The sequence below is a fragment of the Nocardioides sp. 616 genome (genome assembly GCF_002930065.1).
Lineage (GTDB): Bacteria > Actinomycetota > Actinomycetes > Propionibacteriales > Nocardioidaceae > Nocardioides > Nocardioides houyundeii.
In genome coordinates this window covers 91,898-117,423 of record NZ_POAG01000011.1, presented here as the reverse complement: position 1 = coordinate 117,423, position 25,526 = coordinate 91,898, and the positions used below count along the sequence as shown (strand labels likewise).

Genomic DNA, 25,526 nt, shown 5'->3' with positions numbered 1-25,526 from the left:
CCGGCGCGCCGCTGAGCCTCAGGCGGCGTCGCCGGCGACGTTGACCATCCAGCCGATCCCGAACCGGTCGGTGAGCATGCCGAACTCGTCGCCCCACATCTGCTTCTCCAGCGGCACCGTGACGGTGCCGCCGTCCCCGAGCGCCGCGAAGTAGCCGCGCAGCGCCTCGGCGTCGTCCCCACTGAGGCTGACCTGGATGTTGGTGCCCACCGAGTGGGTCTCGCCCGGCGGCAGGTCGGCCACCATCAGGGTGAAGCCGTCGGGCGTCTCGAGCTGGCCGTGCATGACCCGGTCCGCCCCCGGTGCCGCGGGGTCGCCGTACTCCCCGAAGGTGCTCAGGTGCAGCTCGCCGCCCAGCACGCCTCGGTAGAAGTCCAGTGCCTCGCGGGCCCGGCCGTCGAAGTTGAGGTAGGGGTTGAGCCTGGAGGTCATCGCGTCTCCCGTGGGTGCGTCGAGTGGGGGTCAAGACGCTAGCCCTCTCGACGGCGCCCTGCCAGGGGCACGGGGAAGACCCGGCAGGAGGCTCAGAAGAGCCGGTGCTCGCTGTCGTCCATCCCCCGCAGGGAGTCGTAGTCCACCACCGCACAGGCGATGCCACGGTCGGTGGCGAGCACGCGCGCCTGGGGCTTGATCTCCTGGGCCGCGAAGATGCCGCGCACCGGCCGCAGCAGGGGATCCCGGTTGAGCAGCTCCAGGTAGCGGGTCAGCTGCTCCACGCCGTCGATCTCCCCGCGCCGCTTGATCTCCACGGCCACGCTGGCGCCGTTGGCGTCGCGGCACATCAGGTCCACCGGGCCGATGGCGGTCGGGTACTCGCGCCGCACCAGGGTCAGTCCGTCGGACAGGGTGGCGGGGTGCTCGGCGAGCAGCTCCTGCAGGTGCTTCTCCACCCCGTCCTTGCGCAGACCGGGGTCGACTCCCAGCTCGTGCGAGGAGTCGTGGTGGATCTCCTCGATGAGGATCCGCAAGGTGTCGTCGCCCTTGCTGGTGACCGTCCACTCGACCCGTTCGGTGCCGTCGACCTCGACGACCCCCTCGCGGACCGTGCACGGGGGCGACATCCAGTTCAGCGGCTTGTAGGAGCCGCCGTCGCTGTGCACCAGGACCGACCCGTCGGCCTTGATCATCAGCACCCGGGTAGCCATCGGCAGGTGGGCCGTCAGCCGTCCGGCATAGTCGACCTGGCAGGTGGCAACGACGAGTCTCACGGGCAGGGAATCTACCTCCTGGCGACGGTGGGCCGGCCATTGTGGTCGGTATCTCGTGGTCCAGCAGCTGAACGGACGCTACTGACCGGTAGGGACGTGTCATCATGCCGCCATGACGCAGACCCCCTCCCCGGCACAGATCAGCCGCACCCTCGTCCTGCCCTACCTCAACCACGCGATCCGCATGTACGCCGAGGGCTATGCCTCGCGCGCCGACATCGACGCCGCCATGCGCTTCGGCTGCGGCTACCCCGTCGGTCCGCTGACCACCGTCGAGCAGGACGGGCTGGAGTCCGTGCGCGACGAGCTAGCCGCGATGTTCGCCGAGACCGGCGACGAGCTCCACGACCCGGCGGACCTGCTCCAGCGCCTGGTCGCCTCGGGCGCCCGGACCATCGAGGGCGCCGAGGGCGCGGCGGGCGGTTCCGCGGAGCCGCAGCCGCGCCACGACATCGCCTCGGTGGGTGTGGTCGGCACCGGCACCATGGCCTCGGGCATCGTGGAGGTCTTCGCCAAGAGCGGCTACGACGTGGTGTTCGTGGGTCGCAGCCAGGAGAAGCTGGACGGCGTTACCGCGGCCATCACCAAGTCGCTGGACAAGGCGATCTCGCGGGGCAAGCTCGACGAGTCGACCAAGAGCGAGGTCCTGGGTCGGCTCACCGGCGCCACCTCACGCGAGGACCTGGCGTCCGTGGACCTGGTGGTCGAGGCCATCGCCGAGGACCTGGCGGTCAAGACCCAGCTGTTCTCCGACCTGGACCGCATCTGCAAGCCGGGCGCGATCCTGGCCACCACCACCTCCTCCCTGCCGATCTCGCAGTGCGCCGCGGCCACCGCGCGTCCTGAGTCAGTCATCGGCATGCACTTCTTCAACCCCGCCCCGGTGATGAAGCTCGTCGAGGTGGTCACCACCGAGCTCACCGACGCCGCTGTCGACGAGACGGTGCGCGCGTTGTGTGCGAAGGTCGGGAAGGTGGCCGTCTCCTGCGGCGACCGCGCCGGCTTCATCGTCAACGCGCTGCTCTTCCCGTACCTCAACGACGCGGTGAAGATGCTGGAGGCCGGGGTCGCGGAGGCCAGCGAGATCGACGCCGCCGTCAAGGAGCACGCCGGCTTCCCGATGGGCCCCTTCGAGCTGCTCGACGTGGTGGGCAACGACGTCTCACTGGCCATCCAGCAGGAGCTGTTCGCGGAGTTCAAGCACGCCGGCTTCACGCCCGCGCCGCTGCTGGCGCAGCTGGTGGACCAGGGCCACCTGGGTCGCAAGACCAAGCAGGGCTTCCACAGCTACTGAGCCCTGGTGCGGAGTCGCCGCTCGTCCTGTCCCAGGTGGCCAGGACGAGCGGTGCCCGCTCAGCGCAGGTCGACCACCATGGCGGCCAGCCGGGCGCGCGTGTTGATGTCGAGCTTGCGGTAGATGTGGCTCAGGTGCGTGTCGACGGTGCGGGGGGAGACGAACAGCTCCTCGGCGATCTGCCGGCTGGTGAGGCCGTCCGCGACCCGCTCAGCGACCTCCCGCTCGGCCCTGGTGAGCGCGTCCAGGGGGGAGTCGGTCGGCGGGGACCACGGGGCGAAGATCCTGCCCACCTCCCGCAGACCGTCGTCGCTGAGGTTGCCGCGGCGCACCCAGCCCGCGGGGCAGGCACGCCCAGCAACCGGCCGACGTCGAGCCGCGAGTCCCCAGGGCAGCGCCTGACGACGCCGGCGGATCTCGGCGGCGGCGCCGGAGAGGAGCCGGGCGTCGCGCTGCTCGCGGGCCTGCGCGACGAGCGCGAGGCCGTCCAGGGCGTCCGCGGCCCGCAGCGGCATCGGCATCGAGGCGGCCCGGTCCAGAGCGGCGAGGAAGGTGCTGGCGGCCTGGTCGGTCTCACCCAGGGAGAGCAGGGCGTGAGCCAGCACCAGCCGGGCCTCGACCGCGTCCCGTCCCAGCCGGCTGCTGTCTGCCAGCACCACCACGTCGGCCGCCAGCCCGGCGCCCTCGTCGGGATGCCCGCTCTCGAGCAGGTCCCGGGCGTCCTGGGCGAGCACGGGCAGTCGGACCGCCCACGGCAGCCCGTCCCGCTCGCTGGTGGTGACCGGCCCCGACGGGTCGACCTGGCGCAGCAGCGTCTCGGCGAGCAGCCGGACCCGGTCCTCGGCGAGGCGGCGTGACTCCGCCACGGTCGCCCGCGCCGCAGCCTCGGCCTCGGCCAGGCGGCCCTGCTCCAGGGCGACGCGACCCAGCAGGGTGCGCGCCGACAGGCTGATCCAGCGCTCGTCGTTGGCGTCGTGGGTGGGGATGATGCGCTCCGCGCAGGACACGGCGGCCATGAAGTCACCCCGGGCGACCCGGACGTCGACCAGGGTCCTGGTCGCCTGCCGGGCGATGGAGCGTCCGGTCGGGTCCAGCGTCATCGCGCGGTTGGCCTCCTGCTCGGCCAGGTCGAACGCTCCGGCGTCCAGGTGCATCTCGGCCCTGATGGAAGCCGTCCTGGCCATCTCCAGTCCCGGCTCCCTGGCGAGCGCGGCGTGCTCGTCGGCCCGGTCCAGCAGCCACAGTCCCTCGTAGGTGCCGCGGACCTCCGAGGCGGCGATGCCGGCCCGGCGGGCGACCTGGGCCCCGATCACCCCGGGGCCGTCGCCGCTGACCAGGACACCCTCGAGGATCTCCACGGCCTCCCGCGCCCTCATGGAGGTGTACAGGGCGGAGAAGATGCGGTTGGCCAGCGCGTAGCCCAGGTCCCGGGTCGTCGGGTCGGCACAGGCTGACGAGATGGCCGCGCGCATCACGGGCAGGTCAGGCAGCCACGCGGCGTCTCCCGCCCCGACGTTGTCGTGGTCCGGCGCCGCCGAGTCGGCCCAGGCGACCAGCGCTGCGCGCGTGCGTGCGGAGTCCTGGGTGGACGCGGTCAGGAAGGCGCCGTGACGACGGATGGGGGAGAGCATGTCGAACCGACCGTCGGGCAGCACCTCGACCAGGCTGCGCCGCGCCAGGCCGGTGCCGAGACGGCTGGCCTCGGCGCGGTCCACCTCGGTGATGGCGGCCAGCACCGCGATGCTCACCGGGGTCTGCATCAGCGCCAGCCGGCGGAAGCACCGCTGGTGGTCGTCGTCCAGCAGGTCGTAGGAGGCCTGCACCGCCATCGCCAGGCTGGCGGCGGGCTCCACGTTCGCCACCCCGATGAGCGCGCTCTGCACCGCCAGCTGCTCGATCAGGAGGGGGAGACCGCCCGTGGCTCGCAGCAGCCGCCGTACGTCTGCCTCGTGGGCGGAGAGGTCGAGCGGGAACCCGCCCGCCGCCTGCGCCCGCCGCGTGAACAGCTCCACGGCGGGGCCGGTGAGCGGGTCGAGGGAGCCGGGGACCGGCAGGGGCCCCACCCGGACGACGTGCTCGCCCGGCTGTCCTGCCATCTCACGGGTGGTGATCGTCAGGCGTGCGCCCGAGGTGGCGTCGAGCACCTGCTGGAGCGTGGTGCCCAGATCCTCCTCGAGCGTCTCCAGGCCGTCGATCACCAGCATGGTGCCGGTCCCGTCCAGGGCCCGGCGCAGCACGCCCTCGGCACTGTCCCCGGGGGCCGGCTGGGTGTTCAGCGCGTCCAGGCAGGCCGTCAGCACCTCCTGGGTGCAGCGCAGGCCGGTCGCGTTGACCCAGACCCGGTCGGGCAGGTGCTCGGTGGCGTGGCGGACCAGCAGCGTCTTGCCACATCCTGGGGGACCCACGACGGTGACCCACCGGGAGGTGGACATGGCGACGGCGAGCAGGTCCTGCACCTGCTCGCGTCCCACGCAAGGAGTCAGCACAGCGGCAATCTATCGCGAGCGCCGGGGCAATTACGTAGGACTACCGATGCCGTGCGCTGCCTGGGCGGGAGAGAGTGAGCAGCACGCTCCTCGCGGCGGCCCGATCGGGGGACGGGCCGGCGAGAAGGACGGAGCGGTCAGGTGGCCGCGAGCACCGGGGGGTTGCTCGTGGCCGCCTCGTTTCGTCCCGCTTTGTACAGTGGCGTCATGGAGCTCGTCCTGCTGGTGCTGGTCCTCGTCGCGGCGCTGGGCGCCGTGGTGGTCGGCTCGCGGGCCGGCCAGCGCCGCCGGGCGGCGCAGGCGGAGGCAGAGCTGGCGCCGGTACGCCGGCTGGTCGAGGAGGACGTCACCGCCCTGGGCGTGGAGCTTCAGGAGCTCGACACCGACCTCGCCGGACAGCCGCTGGGAGCCGGGGAGAACGCCGACTACCAGCGTGCTCTCGACGCCTACGAGGCGGCGAAGACCGCCGCGGACGCCCTCACCGCCCCCGACCAGGTGCGTCACGTGACCGAGATCCTGGATGACGGCAGGTATGCCATGTCGTGCGTCCGCGCCCGGGTCGCCGGTCAGCCGCTGCCCACCCGTCGCCCGCCCTGCTTCTTCGATCCCCGGCACGGCCTCTCGGTGACCGACGTCGCCTACGTCCCGCCAGGAGGGGTCCAGCGCGACGTGCCCGCCTGCGCCCTGGACGCCGAACGGGTGCGGGTCGGCGCCGAACCTGACGTGCGCAAGGTGATGGTGGGTTCGCAGCGCGTGCCCTACTGGCAGGGTGGGCGGGCCTACGAGCCCTACGCCCAGGGCTACTACGGCGCCTTCGGCCCGATGCAGTGGATGTTCATGGGGATGATGTTCAGCGGCGGCCTGGAAGGCCTGGGCGAGGGCCTCGGCGCGGTGGGCGAAGGCATCGGGGACACGCTCGGCGGCATCGGGGAAGGTCTCGGGGACATGTTCGACGGGTTCGACTTCTGAGCGCGCTGGTGCCGGACGACACCACGCTGCACACCACGTCGTTCGGTGACCACGGCTCGCCCGTGGTGTTCTGCCACGGTCTCTTCGGACAGGGCCGCAACTGGACGCAGATCGCCAAGGCGCTGCCAGACCACCGGGTCCTGCTGGTCGACCTGCCCAACCACGGGCGCTCGGCATGGACCGAGGACCTGGACCTGATCGAGGACGCGCACCGGCTCGCGGACGTGCTGGGACCGGAGCCGGTGACCCTGGTGGGGCACTCCATGGGCGGCAAGGTCGCGATGCTCACGGCACTGCTCCACCCCGAGCGGGTGAGCCGTCTGTGCGTGGTCGACGTGTCTCCGGTCAGCTACCGCCACACCAGCGAGTTCGCTGCCTACATCGCGGCGATGCAGGCCATCGACCTCACGCTGCTCCAGCGGCGTGACGATGCGGACCGCCAGCTGCGCGAGGCGGTGCCCAACCCGACGGTGCGCGGCTTCCTGCTGCAGAACCTGCGCCGCGAGGACGACGGGTGGCGGTGGCAGATCAACCTCGCGACCCTGGGGGAGCAGCTCGCCGAGATCGGCGGCTGGCCCGAGGAGGGGCTGGCAGGCGTCGCCCCGTACGACGGGCCCGCGCTGTGGATCGCCGGTGCCGACTCCGCCTACGTGCTCGACGAGTACGCCCCGGCCATGGAGGGCCTCTTCCCCCGGGTACGACGGGTGACGATCAAGAACGCCGGGCACTGGGTGCACTCCGAGCAGCCGGAGACGTTCATCGCGGTGCTGCAGCGGTTCCTCACCTAGGCCGGCCTCCTGCGGTCAGCCGCAGGCAGGGCCGGGGCGCCGGCCGATCGTCACGACGCGCACGCGCAACGACCCGGCAGCCCGCGCGGGGCTGCCGGGTCGTCGCACCCGACACGGGTGTGGGATCAGTCCTCGTCCTCGGTGAAGCTGGCCACCACGTCGCGCAGGGCACCCAGCTGCGCGGTGATCGCGTCGCGCCGCTTGGCCATCCGCTCCACCTCGGACCTGATGGTCGCCAGCTGGCGCTCGGACTCGGCGTGGCCGCTGGTCGCGACGGACTCGGCCTGGGTCTTGGCCGAGGTGACGATCTGCTGTGCCTCTCGCCGGGCCCTGGACAGCAGGGCGTCGGCCTCCTTCTTGGCCTGCTGGCGCATCGTGCTGGCCTGGGTCGTGGCCTCGCGGGCGCGCTGCTCGGCGGCGTTGGCCCGCTGCTCCGCCTCGGTGACCAGCCGTGCGGTCTCGGCCGTGGCGTTGGTGTGGTGGTCAGTCGCCTCGCGAGCGAGCCGCTCCTTCTCGACGGCCAGCGTGCGGCGGGCCTCCTGCACCTCGCGGTCCGCAGCGGCGCGCATCTGCTCGGCCTCGCGGGTGGCCGTCACCCGAAGGTCGTTGGTCTCCTGCTGGGCTGCCAGGCGGAGCTGCTCGGACTCCCGACGCGCCGAGGCGCGCAGGTCCTCAGCCTCGCTGAGCGCCAGGGTGCGCTCCTGCTCGGCGTCGGCCAGCACCCGCTCGCGGCTGTCCTCGAGCTCCTTGAGCTGCACGATCCGCATGTCCTCGGCCTCGCGTGCCGCCTCGGCCCGGATCGCCTTGCCGTCCCGGTGGGCCTGGTCCCGGATCTCCTGGGCTTCCCGCTGGGCCTCGGCGCGCACGTCCGCCGCCTCGTCCTCGGCGAGCCGCAGCATGGACGCCGCCCGGCCACCCAGGCCGGCGTACGTCGGGTTCTCCGCCTCGGCGGCCAGGGCGCGCAGCTGGTCGATCTCGGTCTCCAGCGCCTTGCTGCGCGCCTCCGCCTCGGCCAGGCGGCTGGCGAGCCTGGCGCTCTCGTCGGCCAGCTGCGCCAGCCTGCGCTCCACGGCTTCCTTGTCGTACCCCCCACGACGCACCAGGGGCAGCGACTCGGCGGGATGACCCACCGGCGCCGTCACCGGCGTCCGCGGAGAGGAGCTGGCAGCGCTGGTCGTGGCGACTGCCGGCCGGGGGGCGGCAGCGGAGCCGTTGACGCGCTTGGGCGGCACCACCGGCTGCACCTGGGTCGGGGTCCGATCCTCGGCAGGGGCGACGCTCTTGGGCCTCTCTCGCGCCGGGTCGACCTCGAGACGCTGGGTCGGCTGGTCGTCGGTCAGATCGCTCTGCTCGTCGAAGATGGAAAGGCCCTCGTCGCGGCTCATGGTGGTGGGGCACCCCTTCTGGGATCTCGGTGCGGTGTGCGGTGCTCTCCAGTGTTACTGATGCCTGCCAACTAACACACCCCGGCTCGCTGACTCCGGGATGGAAGTCACGCGAACCGGGGTGTGTCGCTGAGCGGGGCGCCGCAGCGCGGTGTCTCAGACGCCGCGGAAGCGGTTGATCTTGTCGATGTGCTGGGCGCGCATCTCGTGGTTGCGCACCCCCAGGCCCTCCTCGGGCGCCAGGCAGAGCACGCCCACCTTGCCCTGGTGGGCGTTGTTGTGGACGTCCAGAGAGGCCTGGCCGACCTCGTCGAGGGTGTAGGTCCGCGAGACCGTGGGGTGGATCTTGCCCTGGGCGATGAGGCGGTTGGCCTCCCACGACTCGCGGTAGTTGGCGAAGTGCGAGGAGACGATCCGCTTGAGGTTCATCCACAGGTAGCGGTTGTCGTACTCGTGCATGTAGCCCGAGGTCGAGGCGCAGGTGGTGATGGTGCCCCCCTTGCGGGTGACGTAGACCGAAGCGCCGAAGGTCTCCCGGCCGGGGTGCTCGAAGACGATGTCGATGTCCTCACCACCGGTGAGCTCGCGGATCTTGGCGCCGAGGCGCTTCCACTCCTTGGGGTCCTGGGTGTGCTCGTCCTTCCAGAACTTGAAGTCCTCCTCGGAGCGGTTGATGATCAGCTCCGCACCCATGGAGCGCGCGATGTTCGCCTTCTCCTCGTTGGAGACCACGCAGATCGGGGTGGCGCCGCCGTTGAGGGCGTACTGGGTGGCGAACCCGCCGAGACCGCCGGAGGCGCCCCAGACCAGGACGTTGTCGCCCTGCTTCATGGCGCCACCGTTCTTGGAGACCAGCTGGCGGTAGGCGGTGGAGTTGACCAGGCCCGGCGAGGCGGCCTCCTCCCAGGTGAGGTGCTTCGGCTTCGGCATCAGCTGGTTGGCCTTGACCAGGGCGACGTGGGCGAGCCCACCGAAGTTCGTCTCGAAGCCCCAGATCCGCTGCTCGGGGTCCATCATCGTGTCGTCGTGACCCTCGGGACCCTCCAGCTCCACCGAGAGGCAGTGCGCCACGACCTCGGTGCCCGGCTTCCACTTCGTCACGCCCGGGCCGGTCCGGAGGACGACGCCGGACAGGTCGGAGCCGACGACGTGGTAGGGCAGGTCGTGGCGCTTGGTCAGCTCCGAGAGGCGCCCGTAGCGCTCCAGGAAACCGAAGGTGGAGACCGGCTCGAAGATCGAGGTCCACACGGTGTTGTAGTTGATGGCGGAGGCCATCACCGCCACGAGGGCCTCACCCGGGCCGAGCTCGGGTAGGGCCACGTCCTCGACGTGCAGCGACTTGCGGGGGTCCTTGTCGCGGGTCGCAATGCCCTCGAACATGTCGACCTCGTCCTTGTGCACCGTCGCGGCACGGTAGGACTCGGGCAGCGGGAGGTTGGCGAAGTCCTCCGCCGCCGTGTCACCGGCGAGGATGGCATCGAGGATGTTCTGCACTGGATCGTCTCCTAGGGGGTCAGGGTGCTGGGGCGAAGATTACCCACGGGTAACACTATGCGAACCGAATGTGCGTGAGGTCATAGTCACAGCGTCGCGTCGCCGGGTGGTTCAGTGGCCACCCGAGGCCGCCGGCTCGACCAGCTCGACCAGCACGCCGCCGGCATCCTTGGGGTGCACGAAGTTGATCCGCGAGCTGGCGGTGCCGCGCTTGGGGGCGTCGTAGAGCAGGCGGACGCCGCGGCTGCGCAGGATCTCGCACACCGCGTCGACGTCGGTGACCCGGTAGGCCAGCTGCTGCAGTCCGGGACCGGAGCGGGTGAGGAACTTCGCGATCGTGGACTCCTCGTTCAGGGGAGCCAGCAGCTGGATCATCGAGCCGGAGTCGCCGACGGCGATCATCGCCTCGCGCACGCCCTGCTCCTCGTTGGTCTCCTGGTGGGCCACCTTCATGCCGAAGGTGTCGCGGTAGAACGCGATGGCCTCGTCGAGGTCGGGGACGGCGATGCCGACGTGGTCGATCGCGGTGAACAGGTGGTCGGGGATTTCCAGTGGTGCGCTCATGGCCACATCGTGGCTGGTGCGCCCGGCTCTGTGTGCACCGGTCCACATCAGGGACAGCAGAGGGGTGTCCGGCGCCTCGGGCTAGGCTCGGCGGCATCCACCATGCCAGCACAGGAGGCACCCGCATGTCAGGCACCACTTCCGTCATCGTCGCTGGGGCTCGCACCCCGATCGGCCGCCTCCTCGGCGGACTCAAGGACCAGTCCGCGGCTGACCTGGGCGGGGTCGCCATCAAGGGCGCCCTCGACAAGGCCGGCGTCTCGGGCGACCAGGTCGAGTACGTCATCATGGGCCACGTGATCCAGGCCGGCGCCGGGCAGATCACCGCCCGCCAGGCGGCCGTCAACGGCGGGGTGCCGATGAACGTGCCCGCCCTGACCATCAACAAGGTCTGCCTCTCCGGCATCAACGCCATCGCGCTGGCCGACCAGCTGATCCGCGCCGGCGAGCACGAGATCGTGGTGGCCGGCGGCATGGAGTCGATGACCCAGGCGCCGCACCTGCTCCCGAAGTCCCGCGAGGGCTTCAAGTACGGCGACACCGCGCTGGTGGACTCGATGGCCTACGACGCGCTCTACGACCAGTTCACCAAGCAGGCGATGGGGCTGCTGACCGAGGAGTGCAACGCGGCGGCCGCGAACCTCACCCGCGAGGAGCAGGACATCTTCGCCGCGCGCAGCCACCGCCTGGCGGTGGAGGCCCAGAAGAACGGCGCCTTCGAGGAGGAGATCGTCCCGGTCACCATCAGCTCGCGGCGCGGTGACACCGTGGTGTCGGTGGACGAGGGGGTCCGTGCCGAGACCACGGCCGAGACCCTGGCCAAGCTGCGTCCCGCCTTCTCCAAGGAGGGCACCATCACCGCCGGCACCTCCTCCCAGATCTCCGACGGCGCCTGCGCCGTGGTGGTCATGAGCAAGGCCAAGGCCGAGGAGCTGGGCCTGACCTGGCTGGCCGAGATCGGTGCCAGCGGCCAGGTGGCCGGGCCCGACTCCACGCTGCAGCTGCAGCCCGCGGCGGCCATCGCCAAGGCGGTCGAGAAGGAGGGCATCGCGGTCACCGACATCGACCTCTTCGAGATCAACGAGGCCTTCGCCGCGGTCGGGATCTCCTCGGCGCGCGAGCTCGGGGTGGACGAGGACAAGGTCAACGTCAACGGCGGTGCCATCGCACTGGGGCACCCGGTCGGGATGTCGGGGGCCCGCATCGTGCTGCACCTGGCCCTGGAGCTCAAGCGTCGCGGGGGCGGCGTGGGCGCTGCCGCCCTGTGTGGAGGCGGCGGTCAGGGTGACGCACTGATCATCCGGGTCCCGCAGGCGTGACCTCACAGTCCGGGGACCGGCGCCGCTCAGCGGCGTCGGTCCCCGAACTCGTCTCCCGGGCCCGTGAGGGTGACCCGCGGGCCGTGGCGCGCCTCATCTCGCTGGTGGAGGACGAGTCGCCGCAGCTGCGCGAGGTGATGGCCGCGCTGGCCCCCTACGCCGGCCAGGCGCACGTGGTGGGCATCACCGGGTCCCCGGGGGTGGGCAAGTCCACCTCGACCAGCGCCTTGGTGACGCAGCTGCGCAAGGCGGGCAAGCGCGTCGGGGTGCTGGCCGTGGACCCGTCCTCGCCCTTCTCCGGCGGAGCGCTGCTGGGGGACCGGGTGCGCATGTCGGACCATGCGCTCGACCCCGGGGTCTTCATCCGATCCATGGCCTCGCGCGGACATCTGGGTGGCCTCGCCTGGACGACGCCCCAGGCGCTGCGCGTGCTGGATGCCGCCGGCTACGACATCGTGCTCGTCGAGACGGTCGGCGTCGGCCAGAGCGAGGTCGAGGTCGCCGGGCTGGCCGACACCACGCTGGTGCTGCTCGCCCCCGGGATGGGCGACGGGATCCAGGCCGCCAAGGCCGGGATCCTGGAGATCGGCGACATCTACGTCATCAACAAGGCTGATCGCGACGGCGCCGACCAGGTACGTCGGGACCTGCGCACCATGCTCACCCTGGGCGATCGCCCGGCGGAGGCCTGGAATCCGCCCATCGTCAAGACGGTGGCCCGCATGGGTCAAGGGCTCGACGAGGTGGCCGCGGAGATCGCCCGGCACCACCAGTGGCTCGCCTCCAGCGACGCGCTGGATGTGCGCCGGACCCGGCGGGCCCGGGAGGAGATCGAGGCGATCGCCGTGGCCACGTTGCGCGCCCGATGGGCAGCCGTGCACGGGCACGCCTCGCTGGACGCCCTGGCGGCCGACGTGGTCGGTGGCAGCGTCGACCCCTATGCCGCAGCCGACCGGCTGGTCAGCGCGGTCGCGGCTGCTCAGTGACCGCCGCTGCCGTCAGAGCCGCCACGTTCGGCGCCTGCCCACATCGTGGCGCGCCTGCGGAGCAGGTGTTTGAGAACCTGCTAGTAATAGGCATCCTGTGGCCTGACGTGGATGGAGTTCTCGGACGTGAAAGCCAAGAAACTGATCCTGGTGCTGGTCGTGGTGTTCCTCGGCTTCTGGATGTTCACCGACCCCAGTGGACTCGCCGAGGCTGCGAAGTCGGGCGCCGGCCAGGCGTGGGAGCTGACCACCGAGCTCTTCCGGGCCCTGATCAACTTCTTCGGGGCGCTCACGTGACCCAGCCTCGCGCTGGCGCTGCGACGGACCGGGCATGGGCCTGACCTCGTGGTTCACCGACCCTGACATCGGGCAGCACCTGCTGCGCGAGGAGGGCGAGGTCGTCGTCGACGAGGTCCGGCACCACTGGGCGGCGTACGTCCGGGCCTCGCTGGAGCTCGCGGGCGCCGCCGCGCTGCTGGTGGGCATGCTGTTCCTGGACCCGGACATCGCCTGGCTGCCGTTCCTGCTCGGGGCCGCCCTGGGGCTGCACGGCACCTTCTTGGCGATGAGAGAGCACATGGACCGCTTCGTCATCACCAACATGCGGGTCTTTCGCGTGCACGGGGTGTTCTCCCGGCAGCAGGCGACCATGCCGCTGTCGCGGATCCTCGACATCACCGTGAGCAAGCCGTTCCTGGGGCGGGTGCTGGGATACGGCCACTTCTGCTTCGAGTCCGCAGCCCAGGAGCAAGGGCTTCGCGACATCAAGTTCGTCGGACGGGCCAACGAGCGTGACCACTCCATCCAGCGGGTCGTCCAGCGGGCCGGCCTCCGGGGGCCGAGGGTCGCCAACTGATGTCCCTGCCGTTCGACCCCATCGACGAGGCGGCCCGGCAGTGGGAGGCCCGTTGGGAGGGTGTCACCGCGATGCACGCGGTCACCTCGTTGATGCGCGCCCAGCAGATCGTGCTGTCCCGTCTCGACGGGCTGCTGCGGCCGCACGGGCTCACGTTCGCCCGCTACGAGGCACTGGTGCTGCTGGTCTTCTCCTCGCGCGGCTCGCTGCCGCTGGGCAAGATGGGGGAGCGGCTCCAGGTCCACCCCACCTCCGTCACCTCGATCGTGCGGCGTCTCGAGGTGGCCGGGCTGGTGGCGCGCCGGCCCCATCCCGAGGACGGCCGGACGGTGCTGGCGGAGATCACCGACGCCGGACGCCGGCTCGTGGTGGCCGCGACGGACGACCTGGTCTCGGCCGATTTCGGACTTGGCGTGCTCAGTCGGGACCAGCTCCGCGAGGTCAGTGCGCTGCTGCGGCCGGTCCGCGAGGACGCCGGCGACTTCTGAGCCGCGCGCCTGCGCCTCAGCGCGTGGCGTCGGTGCGGATCGTCTGGCCGCTGACCGCGGCGGCTCCCCCGCTGGCCAGGAACAGGATGACCGAGGCGATCTGCTCCGCCGTGACACCGGAGGCGGTCCGCGGGCGGGTGAGGAGAGCACTGTCCCCGGTGGTGGCGTAGGAGGAGAAGTGCCCGCGCTGCTGGTGCGGCACGCTGAACCGCGGGGGAGGCAGCACCATGTTGACCCGGCAGCCGAGGCGCTGCCAGGCGCGACCGGTTCGCGACGTCTGGGCCACCAGCTCCGCCTCGGCGTCGGCCGGGGTCTGGGTCAGCTCGAGCCACTTCGCCGTGGACCCGGCGTGGATGACGGCACCGCCGCCCGGCGCGCGCGAGGCGCACAGTCGCGGTCTCAGTTGCTGGGTCAGCCGCAGCGGGCCGACGAACCCGAGGCGGGCGGAGTGGCAGAGGAACTCCCGCTCGTGCTCGGCAAGGTCGGTGGAGAGGCGGGCGCCGGCGGTGTTGACCAGCACGTCGAGCGCACCGATGCGCTCCACGAACGACTCGATCGCGTCACTGCTGGCCAGGCGCAGCTGGTGGTACTCGAAACGGCTGAGATCGGCGTCGTAGAGCGACGGCAGGATCTTGGTCCCGGTGATGGACACCCGGGCCCCTGCGTCCAGGAAGGCCTGCGCCACGGCCAGTCCGAGGCCACGTGTCCCTCCGGTGACCAGCACGTGCCGGCCGGTGAAGTCGAATCCGACGTCGATCACACGACATCCCCTCCAGGAAGTCCCTCGCGCGGGTTGCTCAGGCCTGCGCGGAAAACGGGTGACCCACGTGCGCGGCAGCGAATGTGGGTGAGAGGTTTCTATCAGGAATCGGAGTCGCTGTGAAGGTGCGGTACAGACCTGATGCAATGGCCCCGTGACCCTGACGAACGTGCTCTCCGCCCTGCCCGCCATCCCCCGCATCGTGGTGACCGGGAACCATGCGACGCCCTGGCACGTGCTGGGACTGGTCGACGCCGAGCTGGACTCCTACCGACTGTGGGCGCTCAACGGCCAGCACGGTCTGCCCGACCGGCCCGGGGTGGAGCTGGAGACCTCCTTCGTGGGGCCCGGGCAGCGCCGCAGCGCCCGGCTGCGGTACGTCCCGTGCCGGCTCTCCATGGTCCCCAGCCTGTTCCACAGCACCCAGCCGCCGGACCTGGTCCTGGTGCACACCACCGAGCCGCGCAACGGGTACGTCTCCCTGGGGGTCGAGGTCAACGTGATGCCGGCGGCCATCGAGGCCGCGCGCGCCCGTGGGGGACGGGTGGTGGCCCAGGTCAACCGGCAGATGCCGTGGACCGGCGGGGCGGCGCTCGTCCCGGTGGACCAGATCGACCTGATGATCCCGGCCGACGGTCCGCTGCCCACCGCTCCTCCGGGCAGGATCGACGACGACTACGCGCTCATCGGTGCCCGGGTGGCGGACCGGGTCTCGGACGGCTCGTGCCTCCAGGCCGGCATCGGCGCGGTGCCGGACGCCAGCATGAGGGGCCTGGTGGGGCGCAGAGGGCTGCAGATCTGGACCGAGATGTTCTCCGACAGCGTGCTGGCCCTGGAGCTGGCCGGGGCGCTGGACCAGGCCATGCCGATCCGCTCCTCCTTCCTCTTCGGCTCGGCCGAGCTGCTGGACTGGGTGGACGGCAACGAGCGGATCGAGATGCTGCGCACCGAGGTGTCCAACGACCCTGCCCGGATCGCCGCCAACCCGCGGATGACCAGCATCAACACGGCGCTGCAGGTCGACCTGTTCGGCCAGGCGAACGCGTCTCGGATCAGCGCCCGCATCCACTCCGGTTTCGGGGGCCAGACCGACTTCATCGTCGGTGCGCTGCACAGCCAGGGCGGACAGGCGCTGATCGCCCTGAAGTCGTGGCACCCGAAGGCGGACTGCTCCACGATCGTCCCGCTCGTCGACGAGCCGGTCACCTCGTTTCAGATGAGCGCGGTGGTGACCGAGAACGGGGTGGCCCAGGTCTTCGGCCACGACCAGCGCGAGCAGGCGCGCGCCCTGATCGAGCAGGCGGCTCACCCCTCGGTGCGCGAGGAGCTGTGGGAGGAGGCGGCGGGACTCGGTCTGGCCTGAGGCGACGCAGGTCCGAAGTGGTCCGCCCGCCAGGGGCCGGGATGCGCGGTGTGGAGCGATCCGCGACAATGTGCCCATGACGCAGCGTCCGTTCTCCCGTCCCGGAGCCATCGACCTCTCCGCCCTCAAGCGACCCGCCCCGGCCCCCGCCGCCGGGGCCGGCTCGACGCCTCAGCCCGACGCCGGCTCCAGTGCCTACGCGGTCGAGGTGACGGAGCAGAACTTCCAGCAGGTGCTGGAGTCCTCCATGACGGCCCCGGTGCTGCTGGTCTTCTACTCCCACACCCGGATGCCCGAGAGCGGGCAGCTCGCCGACGACCTCCGAGCCCTGTCGGGCGAGTTCGAGGGCAGGTTCCTGGTGGGGCTGGTGGACATCGACGCCGCGCCGCAGATCGCCCAGGCCATGCAGATCCCGTCGATCCCGCTCGTGGTCGCGGTGATCGAGGGTCGCCCGATGCCGCTCTTCCAGGACGTGCTGCCCCGGGAGGAGCTGCGCACCGCCCTCACCCAGGTGGTCCAGCAGCTCACCACGCAGGGCATCGTCGAGCGGCACCAGCCGCGGGACGCCGCCGCCGTGCAGGGTGTCGACCTCGACGAGGTGGACCCCCGGTACGCCGCGGCGCAGGACGCACTGGGGGAGGGGGACGTGGACCGTGCGGTCGCGGAGTACCAGAAGCTGATCGACGCCAACCCTGCGGACCTCGAGGCCGCCGCCGGCCTGGCGATGGCCAGGGTCCTGCAGCGCACGGCCGGCGTGGACCTCAACTCGGCGCGGGCTGCGGCTGCCCAAGCGCCGGACGACGTCGATGCCCAGACCCTGGTCGCGGACCTCGACATGCTCGGCGGTCACGTCGAGGACGCCTTCACCCGACTGGTCGAGCTGGTCCGCCGTACGGCCGGGGACGAGCGCACCCGCGCCCGCGACCACCTGCTCGGGCTCTTCGCGGCTGTGGGCAACGACGACCCCCGGGTGCTGCGGGGTCGGCAGAACCTCGCCTCCGCCCTGTTCTGAGGCGGGGCGTTCAGCCCAGCGCGGAGCGACCGGCCTCGAGGCGGGCCACCGGCACCCGGAACGGCGAGCAGGAGACGTAGTCCAGGCCGGTGCGGTCGAAGAAGTGGATCGAGACCGGGTCGCCACCGTGCTCGCCGCAGACGCCCACCTTGAGGTCGGGCTTGGTCTGGCGACCCTTCTCGGTGCCCATCGCGACCATGCCGCCCACGCCGAGCTGGTCCAGGGACTCGAACGGGGAGACGTCGAAGATCCCGTGGTCGAAGTACTTGGAGAAGAACGCCGACTCCACGTCGTCGCGGGAGAATCCCCAGGCCATCTGGGTCAGGTCGTTGGTGCCGAAGGAGAAGAACTCTGCCGACTTCGCGATCCGGTCGGCCAGGAACGCCGCCCGCGGCAGCTCGATCATCGTGCCCAGCTTGAACTCCACCCGCACCCCGCGCTCGGCCTGGACCTCCTCGGCCACTGCGAGGATGTCGCGCTTGACCACGTCGAACTCCCTCACGCTGGCCACCAGCGGAACCATGATCTCCGGGAGCGGGTGACCGCCGGCCTCGACCCGGTCCGCAGCAGCCTGGAGGATCGCGCGAGCCTGCATCAGGAACAGGTCGGGGATCTGGATGCCCAGCCGGACGCCCCGCAGGCCCAGCATGGGGTTCTGCTCGTGCAGCCTGCGGACGTGGTCGAGCAGCACCCGGTCGTGCTCGTCGACCTCGCCGCGGGATTCGGCCAGCGCGACCTTCACCGACAGTTCGGTGTAGTCGGGCAGGAACTCGTGCAGCGGTGGGTCGATCAGCCGGATCGTCACCGGCAGTCCGTCCATCGCCTCCAGGATGCCGTTGAAGTCCTCGCGCTGGAGCGGGAGCAGGGCGTCGAGCGCCTCCAGCTGGGTGGTCCGGTCCTCGGCCACGATCAGGCGCTCGATCAGGGTGCGTCGCTCGCCCAGGAACATGTGCTCGGTGCGGCACAGCCCGATGCCCTCGGCGCCGAACCTGCGCGCCCGTGCGGCGTCCTCCGGGGTGTCCGCGTTGGCCCGGACCCGCAGCCGGCGCCGGGAGTCCGCCTGCTTCATCACGTTGGCGACGGCGGTCACCACGTGCTCGGCGACCTCCTCGCCCTCGAAGTGCCGCACCACGTGGGAGGGCGAGACCGGGACCGCCCCGAGGAAGACCTCACCGGTCGCGCCGTCGATCGAGATGGTGTCGCCCTCATTGATGACCCCGCCGTCGCGGATGCGCGCCTGCTTCGCCTCGACGTCGACGTCGAGGCTCTCCGCCCCGCACACGCAGGTGCGGCCCATGCCCCGGGCCACCACGGCCGCGTGGCTGGTCTTGCCGCCGCGACTGGTGAGGATGCCCTCGGCGACCACCATCCCGGACAGGTCGTCGGGGTTGGTCTCCTTGCGCACCAGGATCACCGGCTCGCCGCGCCCGGCCCACTCCACGGCGGCGACCGAGTCGAAGACGGCCCTGCCGACGGCCGCGCCGGGGGAGGCGTTCATCCCGCGAGCGATCAGCTCACGCTCGGCGGAGGCGTCGAACCGGGGGAACATCAGGCTGGCGAGCTGGTCGCCGGTGACCCGGCGCAGCTGCTCGTCGGCGTCGATCATGCCCTCGTCCACCATGTGCTGGGAGATGCGGAACGCCGCCTCCGGGGTGCGCTTGCCGACCCGGGTCTGCAGCATCCAGAGCTTGCCCTCCTCCACGGTGAACTCGATGTCGCACATGTCGCGATAGTGGCGCTCGAGGGTGGCCATGATCTCCAGCAGCTCGTCGTGCGAGCGGCGGTCGATCTCGGAGAAGTCGGCCAGCGAGACGGTGTTCCGGATGCCGGCCACCACGTCCTCGCCCTGGGCGTTCTGCAGGTAGTCGCCGTACACCCCCTGGTTGCCGGAGGCGGGATCGCGGGTGAACGCCACCCCCGACCCGGAGTCCATGCCGAAGTTGCCGAAGACCATGGTCTGCACGTTGACGGCCGTGCCGAGGTCCTCGGGGATCCGCTCCTGACGGCGGTAGAGGCGCGCCCGGTCGGTGTTCCAGGAGTCGAAGACGGCGTGGATGGCCAGGTCGAGCTGGTCGCGAGGGTCCTGGGGGAAGTCGGCCCCGGTCTGCTCGGAGATGATCGTCTTGAACCTCGCCACCAGCTCGGTCATGTCCGCGGCGTCGAGGTCGAGGTCCGCGGTGGTGCCCTTGGCCGACTTCGCCTCGTCCAGGGCGCGGGCGAAGTGCTCGGAGTCCACGTGCAGCACCGTGGACCCGAACATCTGCAGCAGCCGGCGGTAGGAGTCCTGCGCGAACCGCTCGTTGCCGCTGCGCTCGGCCAGGCCACGCACCGAGTCGTCGTTGAGACCGATGTTGAGGACGGTCTCCATCATCCCCGGCATCGAGAACTTCGCCCCGGACCGCACGCTCACCAGGAGCGGCTCGTCGGCGTCCCCCAGGGTGCGGCCCATGGTGCGCTCCAGGACCCGCAGGTGCTGGGTCACCTCTTCGACCAGTCCCTCGGGTGCGCCGCCCTCACCCAGGTAGGCGCGGCAGGCCTGGGTGGAGATGGTGAAACCCGGCGGCACCGGCAGCCCCAGGTTCGTCATCTCCGCGAGGTTGGCCCCCTTGCCACCAAGCAGGTCCTTCTGCTCCTTGCTGCCCTGACCGAAGTTCGTCACCCATGCCATGGGTCCATCCAACACCCATCCGCCCCGCGGCGCAGGGAGGGCGCGGCCGCCTCTAGCGTCCCGACTCGGTGTACGCCGGTCCGCCGCCGAGGTTGGCGAGTGCGGCCTCGACCCGACGGGCGGTGAAGTCGGCGGCCCGCGCGCGGACCTCCTCGACGGTGCAGAAGCGGACGGCGGCGATCTCGCGCTCCTGGCGCACCACCCGAGCCAGTGCGTCGGCGGGCAGCACGCCGCCGTCGAAGACCAGGCACAGCGCGTCGTCCCAGCCGCCCCACGGCGGTAGCCAGTCGGTGAGCAGCAGCGGGCCCGCGGGCAGGTCGAGGGAGAGCTCCTCCTCGACCTCCCGGCGCACCGCGACCGCGGGGGACTCCCCGACCTCGACCACGCCGCCGGGCAGGTCCCAGTCGCTCTTGTAGGTCAGCTGGCAGAGCAGGACCCGGTCGGACTCGTCCCGGATGAGCATCTGGCTGATCGCCCGCTTGCGGGGCAGGAAGGAGTTGAGCAGGGCCCGGAACCCGCCCGGCTCACCGACCGGCTGGTCGGTGGCGAGACGGGCGTAGACGATCCGGTCACCGGACCGCCCGTCGGCCTCGACGCCGCGGCGGACTCCCTCGCGGTGCATCCCCGACCAGGTCGCGGTGCGCTGCGCGGACTGGTCCTCGGGGGCGACCAGAACCTCCACCCGGGGGTGCGTGAGCAGCGCGGACGCCACCTCGCGGCGTACCTCGTCGATCGTGTGGTCGGGCGTCCACGCCAGGCGTACCACGCCGGGCGCGACGACGGTCACGCTGATCGGATCGGTCACGGCGCCAACCCTACCGAGGACGCACCAGCCGGCCGCCGAGCCGTCGCGGCGTCCACAGGCCCCGCGCGCCCTAGGGCCGGGCCGCCGGCTGGCGCCGCAGCCAGAGGGTGGCCAGGGGAGGCACCACGATCGTGGCGCTGGCGGGCTGCCCGCCGAACGGCTCCGCCGCCGCCTCGATCCGGCCCAGGTTGCCCACCCCGGACCCGGTGTAGCCCTCGGCGTCGGTGTTGAGCACCTCGTCCCAGGTGCCGGCCGAGGGCAGCGCGAGCTGGTAGCCCTCGTGGGGCACCGCGGAGAAGTTGGCGACGCAGACGAGGTCCTCGGCGTCGGGGGAGCGGCGGACGAAGCTGAAGACGCTGCGGTTGGCGTCGTGCGCGTCGATCCAGGCGAAGCCCTCCGGCGAGTTGTCCCGGCCGTACAGCGCAGGGGACTCGCGGTAGACCTGGTTCATGTCCCGCACCAGGTCGTGGACGCCGCGGTGCTCGGGGTGGTCCAGCAGCCACCAGTCGAGCTCGCGTGCCTCGGCCCACTCGGCCTCCTGCGCGAACTCGGTGCCCATGAAGATCAGCTGCTTGCCGGGGTGGGCCCACATGAACGCCAGGTAGGCCCGCAGGTTCGCCAGCTGCTTCCAGCGGTCCCCGGGCATCTTGCGCAGCAGGGAGCCCTTGCCGTGCACGACCTCGTCGTGGCTGATCGGCAGCACGAAGTTCTCCGACCAGGCGTAGACCAGGGAGAACGTGAGCTGGCCGTGGTGGTGGCTGCGGTACAGCGGGTCCTTCTCCACGTAGGCCAGGGAGTCGTGCATCCACCCCATGTTCCACTTGAAGCCGAAGCCCAGGCCGTCCTCGGACGTCGGCCGGGTCACGCCGGGCCAGGAGGTGGACTCCTCCGCGATGGTGATGGCACCCGGCACCCGGGCGTAGACGGTGGCGTTCATCTCCTGCAGGAACTGCACCGCCTCGAGGTTCTCGCGGCCGCCGTGCACGTTGGGCGTCCACTGTCCCGCCTCGCGGGAGTAGTCCAGGTAGAGCATCGAGGCCACCGCGTCCACCCGGAGGCCGTCCACGTGGAACTCCTCCAGCCAGTACAGGGCGTTGGCGACCAGGAAGTTGCGCACCTCACGACGGCCGAAGTTGAACACGTAGGTGCCCCAGTCGGGGTGCTCGCCGCGGGAGGGGTTCGGGTCCTCGTAGAGCGGGGTGCCGTCGAACCTGGCGAGGGCGAAGTCGTCCTTGGGGAAGTGGGCCGGGACCCAGTCCACGATGACGCCGATCCCGGCCTGGTGCAGCCGGTCGACCAGGAGCCGGAAGCCGTCGGGGTCTCCCATCCGCGAGGTCGGCGCGAAGTAGGAGGTCACCTGGTAGCCCCAGGAGCCGCCGAAGGGGTGCTCCATCACCGGCATCAGCTCCACGTGGGTGAAACCGAGGTCGCGCACGTAGTCCACGAGCTGGTCGGCGATCTCGGACCAGGTGTAGATCCGGCCGTCGGGGTGCCGCCGCCAGGAGGCCAGGTGCATCTCGTAGATCGACATCGGCTCGTCCACGTGGCGCCGCTCGGCGCGCTGGCGCAGCCACTCCTGGTCGTTCCAGGTGTAGTCGGACTCGAAGACCACCGAGGCGGTCTCCGGGGGCACCTGGGTGTGGAAGGCCATCGGATCGGCCTTCTCCCGCCAGACGCCGTCCGCGCTCAGAATCCGGAACTTGTACTGGGCGCCGTTGCCCACCCCGGGTGCCATGCCGTGCCACACGCCGGAGGAGCCGATCGCCGCGAGGGGCGTCTTGGCCCCGTCCCAGTCGTTGAAGCTGCCGATCACCTGCACCTCGCGGGCGTTCGGCGCCCACACCGAGAAGGTGGTGCCGTCGTCGACCAGGTGAGCTCCCAGCACCTGCCACAGGTCCTCGTGGCGGCCCTCGTTGATCAGGTGGATGTCGAGCTCGCCGGGTCCGGTCATGAGGTCTCTCCGTTCGACTCGGGGTTCAGGTCGTGGGCGGCCAGCTGCTCCAGGCCGGCCAGGGGGATGCCCTGCCAGCTGGGCCGGTTCCTGGCCTCGTAGAGCACCTCGTAGACCGCCTTGTCGGCCGTGTACGCCGTCAGCAGCACGTGGTCCTCACCGGTCACCGGGCCCTCGTGGTAGGCATCGAGGAAGGCAGCGCGGTTGCGCGCCGACCACTCCCGCGCCCGGTATGCGCGTTGCTCGGCACCCTCGCTGGCCGGGTAGGTCATGGCTGTGGCGCGCGGTGCGTAGTCGAAGGAGCGCAGCATTCCGGCCACGTCGCGCCAGACCGAGTCCGGCAGCATCCGCTGGGCCAGCGGGCGCGCGGGCTCGCCCTCGAAGTCCACGATCTTCCAGCCCCTGACGGTGCGCAGGGTCTGGCCCAGGTGGAGGTCTCCGTGGACCTGCTGGACCGTCACGTCGCGCAGGCCCGCGACCGCGTCGTAGGTCTGGCGCAACCGGTCGGCGTACGCCTGGAGCTCCGGCACGACCCCCAGGGCCTCGTCCAGCCGCCGGTGCATCGTGGCGGACAGCTCGGCCATCTCCTCGGGGGTTCGCTGGAGCCGGGGGAAGTTCTCGGCGAGCACCTGGTGGGTCTCGTGCAGGGCGACCCCCAGACGGGCGGCCTCCCCGGCGAAGTCGCCACCGACCTCGTCGGGGTGCAGGTCGCCCTCGGCGAAGAGGTTGCGGACGCTGGCCAGCGCCAGCTCCCAGCCGTCGCTGGCGGTGCGCAGGAACTGCTGGAGCATCGCCAGCTGGATCACGGCGTCGGACTCCGCGTCGACCACGTCGAGCCAGCCGTAGAGGGCCGCCACGTGGTCGGACCCGGCCCGGGTGAGCACCTCGTGGATGGAGATGTCGGGGTTCACCCCCGGGGTGACCTTGCGGAACACCTTGAGCACCGCGTCCTCGCCGAAGCGGACCGAGGAGTTGGACTGCTCGCCGGTGAACAGCGTGGAGTGCGCCTCCAGGTCCAGCTCGTGACCGGGCACCCGGTGGAACAGCAGGTCGCCCTGGGGGGCCGGCTCCGCGGCGAACGAGTGGAGCCAGAGCGCCATGGCGTCGCGGTCGTGCAGCGCGTCGTAGGCGTGCACCCACCCGAAGTCCGGGTCCTCCCAGACACCCACCAGGGCGTGGTCCAGACGCTCCTGGGGGTGCTCGTAGAGGGAGAGGGGCACCTGGTAGAGGTCCGGCCCGCCGCCGTCGGGGTACTCCACCTGCACCAGGTCGATCACCACCGAGGGTCCGTCGCCTGGCACCACGCCCAGGCGGCGGGTGCCCGTCACGGATGCCTGGCGCCCCTTCCCGCCGAACCAGCGTGCGCCGCTCAGCAGTGACATGAGGTCCTCGTGTGCGCTCATGCGTGCCCCTCCTCGTGTATCGGCTCGGTGAGCTGGAACCAGTAGAAGCCGTACCCACCCGCGGTCAGCAGGTAGGGCATCTCGCCGATGGCCGGGAACGGCACACCGCCCAGCATCTCGACCGGGACCATGCCCTCGTACTGACGCAGGTCGAGCTCGACCGGCTGGGGGAAGCGGGAGAGGTTGTTGACGCACAGGATGACCTCGCGGTTCCCCTGGGCGTCGGTGTGGGAGCGGGCGTAGGAGAGGACGGTGGGGTTGGAGCCCCCCAGGTCGGTGAAGTCCCCGAGCCCGAACGACGGGTGCTGGCGGCGGGCGTGGATCATCCGGCGCGTCCACTGCAGCAGCGAGGAGGAGTTGGCCAGCTGGGCCTCCACGTTGACCGACTGGTAGCCGTAGACGGGGTCCTGGACCGTCGGCAGGTGCAGCTTGCCGGGGGTGGCCGCCGAGAAGCCGGCGTTGCGGTCCGGGGTCCACTGCATCGGCGTGCGGACGCCGTCGCGGTCGCCGAGCCAGATGTTGTCGCCCATCCCGATCTCGTCGCCGTAGTAGAGGACCGGGGAGCCGGGCAGCGACAGCAGCAGAGCGGTGAACAGCTCGATCTGGTTGATGTCGTTCTCCAGCAGCGGCGCCAGCCGGCGGCGGATGCCGATGTTGGCCTTCATGCGGGGGTCCTTGGCGTACTCGTCCCACATGTAGTCGCGGTCCTCGTCGGTGACCATCTCCAGGGTCAGCTCGTCGTGGTTGCGCAGGAAGATGCCCCACTGGCAGTTCTCGGGGATCGCGGGCGTCTGCTCGAGGATCTCCGAGATCGGGAACCGCGACTCCCGGCGCACGGCCATGAAGATGCGCGGCATGACGGGGAAGTGGAACGCCATGTGGCACTCGTCGCCGCCGACCTCGGGGTCGCCGAAGTACTCGACCACGTCGCTGGGCCACTGGTTGGCCTCGCACAGCAGCACTCGGCCGGGGTAGTTCTCGTCGACGAAGCGGCGGCACACCTTGAGGAAGTCGTGGGTCTCGGGGAGGTTCTCGCCGTTGGTGCCGGGCCGCTCGAAGAGGTAGGGAACGGCGTCGAGCCGGAACCCGTCCAGGCCCATGTCGAGCCAGAAGCCCATGGCGTCGAGCATGGCCTGCTGCACCGCGGGGTTGTCGAAGTTGAGGTCGGGCTGGTGGTGGAAGAACCGGTGCCAGTAGTACTGGCCGCGGACCGGGTCGAAGGTCCAGTTCGAGGGCTCGGTGTCGACGAAGATGATGCGCGCGTCCTCGTAGAGCTCGTCGGTGTCCGACCAGACGTAGAAGTCGCCGTACGGCCCGTCGGGGTCGTTGCGGCTGGCCTGGAACCACGGGTGGGCGTCACTGGTGTGGTTCATGACGAAGTCGATGATCACCCGGATGCCGCGCTGGTGGCACTCGTCGAGGAAGTCGTGGAAGTCCTCCACGGTGCCGCACTCGGGCAGGATGTTGGTGTAGTCGGCGACGTCGTAGCCACCGTCGCGCAGCGGCGAGGTGAAGAACGGCGGCACCCACAGGCAGTCCACCCCCAGCCACGCCAGGTAGTCCAGCTTCTCGATCAGGCCGCGGAAGTCGCCGATGCCGTCGCCGTTGGAGTCACGGAACGAGCGGACGAGCACCTCGTAGAAGACCGCGGTCTTGAACCAGTCCGGCTGCTCGGCCGTCGAGCTGGTGTCCTCGAAGTCGTTGGTGGCACCTCGCTCCTCGATGGA

22 protein-coding genes are annotated in these 25,526 nt (G+C 71.0%); 10 read left to right on the top strand and 12 right to left on the bottom strand.

Annotation, left to right across the window (positions count from 1 at the left end; translation table 11 throughout):
• Positions 1-18: 18 nt before the first annotated feature.
• The gene (locus C5H89_RS04375; protein WP_104105864.1) at positions 19-432 is read right to left on the bottom strand and encodes a VOC family protein; all 414 of its coding nucleotides are present in this window, start codon (positions 430-432) and stop codon (positions 19-21) included.
• A gap of 92 nt (positions 433-524) precedes the next feature.
• The gene (gene nucS, locus C5H89_RS04370) at positions 525-1,208 is read right to left on the bottom strand and encodes an endonuclease NucS (RefSeq protein WP_101524906.1); all 684 of its coding nucleotides are present in this window, start codon (positions 1,206-1,208) and stop codon (positions 525-527) included.
• A gap of 112 nt (positions 1,209-1,320) precedes the next feature.
• Between nucS and C5H89_RS04365 the strand changes: the two genes are divergently transcribed.
• Complete coding sequence (locus tag C5H89_RS04365; protein ID WP_104105863.1) at positions 1,321-2,502, top strand: 3-hydroxybutyryl-CoA dehydrogenase; 1,182 nt, start codon at positions 1,321-1,323, stop codon at positions 2,500-2,502.
• A gap of 59 nt (positions 2,503-2,561) precedes the next feature.
• Here C5H89_RS04365 and C5H89_RS04360 read toward each other — a convergent pair whose 3' ends face one another.
• Positions 2,562-4,988, bottom strand: coding sequence for a LuxR C-terminal-related transcriptional regulator (locus C5H89_RS04360; protein ID WP_162799206.1), 2,427 nt, complete (start codon positions 4,986-4,988; stop codon positions 2,562-2,564).
• 207 nt (positions 4,989-5,195) lie between these two features.
• Between C5H89_RS04360 and C5H89_RS04355 the strand changes: the two genes are divergently transcribed.
• Together C5H89_RS04355 and C5H89_RS04350 are read left to right on the top strand one after the other, a co-directional pair.
• Positions 5,196-5,957 (top strand): hypothetical protein, encoded by a 762-nt coding sequence (locus tag C5H89_RS04355; RefSeq protein ID WP_104105861.1) that lies wholly within the window; start codon positions 5,196-5,198, stop codon positions 5,955-5,957.
• Positions 5,958-5,965: 8 nt separating this feature from the next.
• Positions 5,966-6,745: an alpha/beta fold hydrolase gene (locus tag C5H89_RS04350; RefSeq protein ID WP_205304856.1), complete on the top strand. Its 780-nt coding sequence runs from the start codon at positions 5,966-5,968 to the stop codon at positions 6,743-6,745.
• A 125-nt stretch (positions 6,746-6,870) separates the two neighbouring features.
• Here C5H89_RS04350 and C5H89_RS04345 read toward each other — a convergent pair whose 3' ends face one another.
• The 3 genes from C5H89_RS04345 to mce all read right to left on the bottom strand — a co-directional run bounded on the left by C5H89_RS04345 (position 6,871) and on the right by mce (position 10,188).
• Complete coding sequence (locus C5H89_RS04345; RefSeq protein WP_104105860.1) at positions 6,871-8,130, bottom strand: hypothetical protein; 1,260 nt, start codon at positions 8,128-8,130, stop codon at positions 6,871-6,873.
• 156 nt (positions 8,131-8,286) lie between these two features.
• On the bottom strand, positions 8,287-9,624 hold the full coding sequence (gene ccrA, locus C5H89_RS04340) for a crotonyl-CoA carboxylase/reductase (RefSeq protein WP_104105859.1): 1,338 nt from the start codon (positions 9,622-9,624) through the stop codon (positions 8,287-8,289).
• Positions 9,625-9,735: 111 nt separating this feature from the next.
• The gene (gene mce, locus C5H89_RS04335; RefSeq protein WP_101526221.1) at positions 9,736-10,188 is read right to left on the bottom strand and encodes a methylmalonyl-CoA epimerase; all 453 of its coding nucleotides are present in this window, start codon (positions 10,186-10,188) and stop codon (positions 9,736-9,738) included.
• Between the two features lie 125 nt (positions 10,189-10,313).
• Between mce and C5H89_RS04330 the strand changes: the two genes are divergently transcribed.
• From C5H89_RS04330 to C5H89_RS04310, 5 genes are all read left to right on the top strand, one after another.
• The gene (locus C5H89_RS04330; RefSeq protein WP_104105858.1) at positions 10,314-11,507 is read left to right on the top strand and encodes an acetyl-CoA C-acetyltransferase; all 1,194 of its coding nucleotides are present in this window, start codon (positions 10,314-10,316) and stop codon (positions 11,505-11,507) included.
• A complete protein-coding gene (gene meaB, locus C5H89_RS04325) occupies positions 11,504-12,493 on the top strand; it encodes a methylmalonyl Co-A mutase-associated GTPase MeaB (protein ID WP_104105857.1) in 990 nt (329 codons plus the stop codon). The genes C5H89_RS04330 and meaB overlap by 4 nt, the downstream gene beginning before the upstream one ends.
• 126 nt (positions 12,494-12,619) lie before the next feature.
• Entirely contained in the window at positions 12,620-12,790 is a 171-nt protein-coding gene (locus C5H89_RS04320; protein WP_162799205.1) for a hypothetical protein, read from the top strand.
• A 34-nt stretch (positions 12,791-12,824) separates the two neighbouring features.
• Positions 12,825-13,349: a PH domain-containing protein gene (locus C5H89_RS04315; RefSeq protein WP_104105855.1), complete on the top strand. Its 525-nt coding sequence runs from the start codon at positions 12,825-12,827 to the stop codon at positions 13,347-13,349.
• Positions 13,349-13,837: a MarR family transcriptional regulator gene (locus C5H89_RS04310; RefSeq protein WP_104105854.1), complete on the top strand. Its 489-nt coding sequence runs from the start codon at positions 13,349-13,351 to the stop codon at positions 13,835-13,837. The genes C5H89_RS04315 and C5H89_RS04310 overlap by 1 nt, the downstream gene beginning before the upstream one ends.
• Before the next feature lie 16 nt (positions 13,838-13,853).
• On the opposite strand, the gene C5H89_RS04305 is transcribed toward C5H89_RS04310, so the two are convergent.
• Entirely contained in the window at positions 13,854-14,597 is a 744-nt protein-coding gene (locus C5H89_RS04305) for an SDR family oxidoreductase (protein WP_162799204.1), read from the bottom strand.
• Positions 14,598-14,751: 154 nt separating this feature from the next.
• On the opposite strand from C5H89_RS04305, the gene C5H89_RS04300 reads away from it, so the two are divergent.
• Positions 14,752-15,960, top strand: coding sequence for an acetyl-CoA hydrolase/transferase C-terminal domain-containing protein (locus tag C5H89_RS04300; RefSeq protein ID WP_104105852.1), 1,209 nt, complete (start codon positions 14,752-14,754; stop codon positions 15,958-15,960).
• A 76-nt stretch (positions 15,961-16,036) separates the two neighbouring features.
• Positions 16,037-16,972, top strand: coding sequence for a tetratricopeptide repeat protein (locus tag C5H89_RS04295; RefSeq protein WP_104105851.1), 936 nt, complete (start codon positions 16,037-16,039; stop codon positions 16,970-16,972).
• Positions 16,973-16,982: 10 nt separating this feature from the next.
• On the opposite strand, the gene ppdK is transcribed toward C5H89_RS04295, so the two are convergent.
• The 5 genes from ppdK to treS all read right to left on the bottom strand — a co-directional run bounded on the left by ppdK (position 16,983) and on the right by treS (position 25,523).
• A complete protein-coding gene (ppdK, locus tag C5H89_RS04290) occupies positions 16,983-19,640 on the bottom strand; it encodes a pyruvate, phosphate dikinase (protein WP_104105850.1) in 2,658 nt (885 codons plus the stop codon).
• A gap of 52 nt (positions 19,641-19,692) precedes the next feature.
• Positions 19,693-20,445: an NUDIX hydrolase gene (locus tag C5H89_RS04285; RefSeq protein ID WP_104105849.1), complete on the bottom strand. Its 753-nt coding sequence runs from the start codon at positions 20,443-20,445 to the stop codon at positions 19,693-19,695.
• A gap of 70 nt (positions 20,446-20,515) precedes the next feature.
• Positions 20,516-22,396 (bottom strand): 1,4-alpha-glucan branching protein GlgB, encoded by a 1,881-nt coding sequence (glgB, locus tag C5H89_RS04280; protein WP_104105848.1) that lies wholly within the window; start codon positions 22,394-22,396, stop codon positions 20,516-20,518.
• Positions 22,393-23,799 carry a hypothetical protein gene (locus tag C5H89_RS04275; RefSeq protein WP_104105847.1) on the bottom strand — a complete coding sequence of 469 codons (1,407 nt, stop codon included), beginning with the start codon at positions 23,797-23,799 and terminating at the stop codon, positions 22,393-22,395. Before C5H89_RS04275 ends, glgB begins: the two co-directional genes overlap by 4 nt.
• Complete coding sequence (gene treS / locus C5H89_RS04270) at positions 23,796-25,523, bottom strand: maltose alpha-D-glucosyltransferase (protein WP_240181702.1); 1,728 nt, start codon at positions 25,521-25,523, stop codon at positions 23,796-23,798. Before treS ends, C5H89_RS04275 begins: the two co-directional genes overlap by 4 nt.
• Positions 25,524-25,526 lie beyond the last annotated feature (3 nt).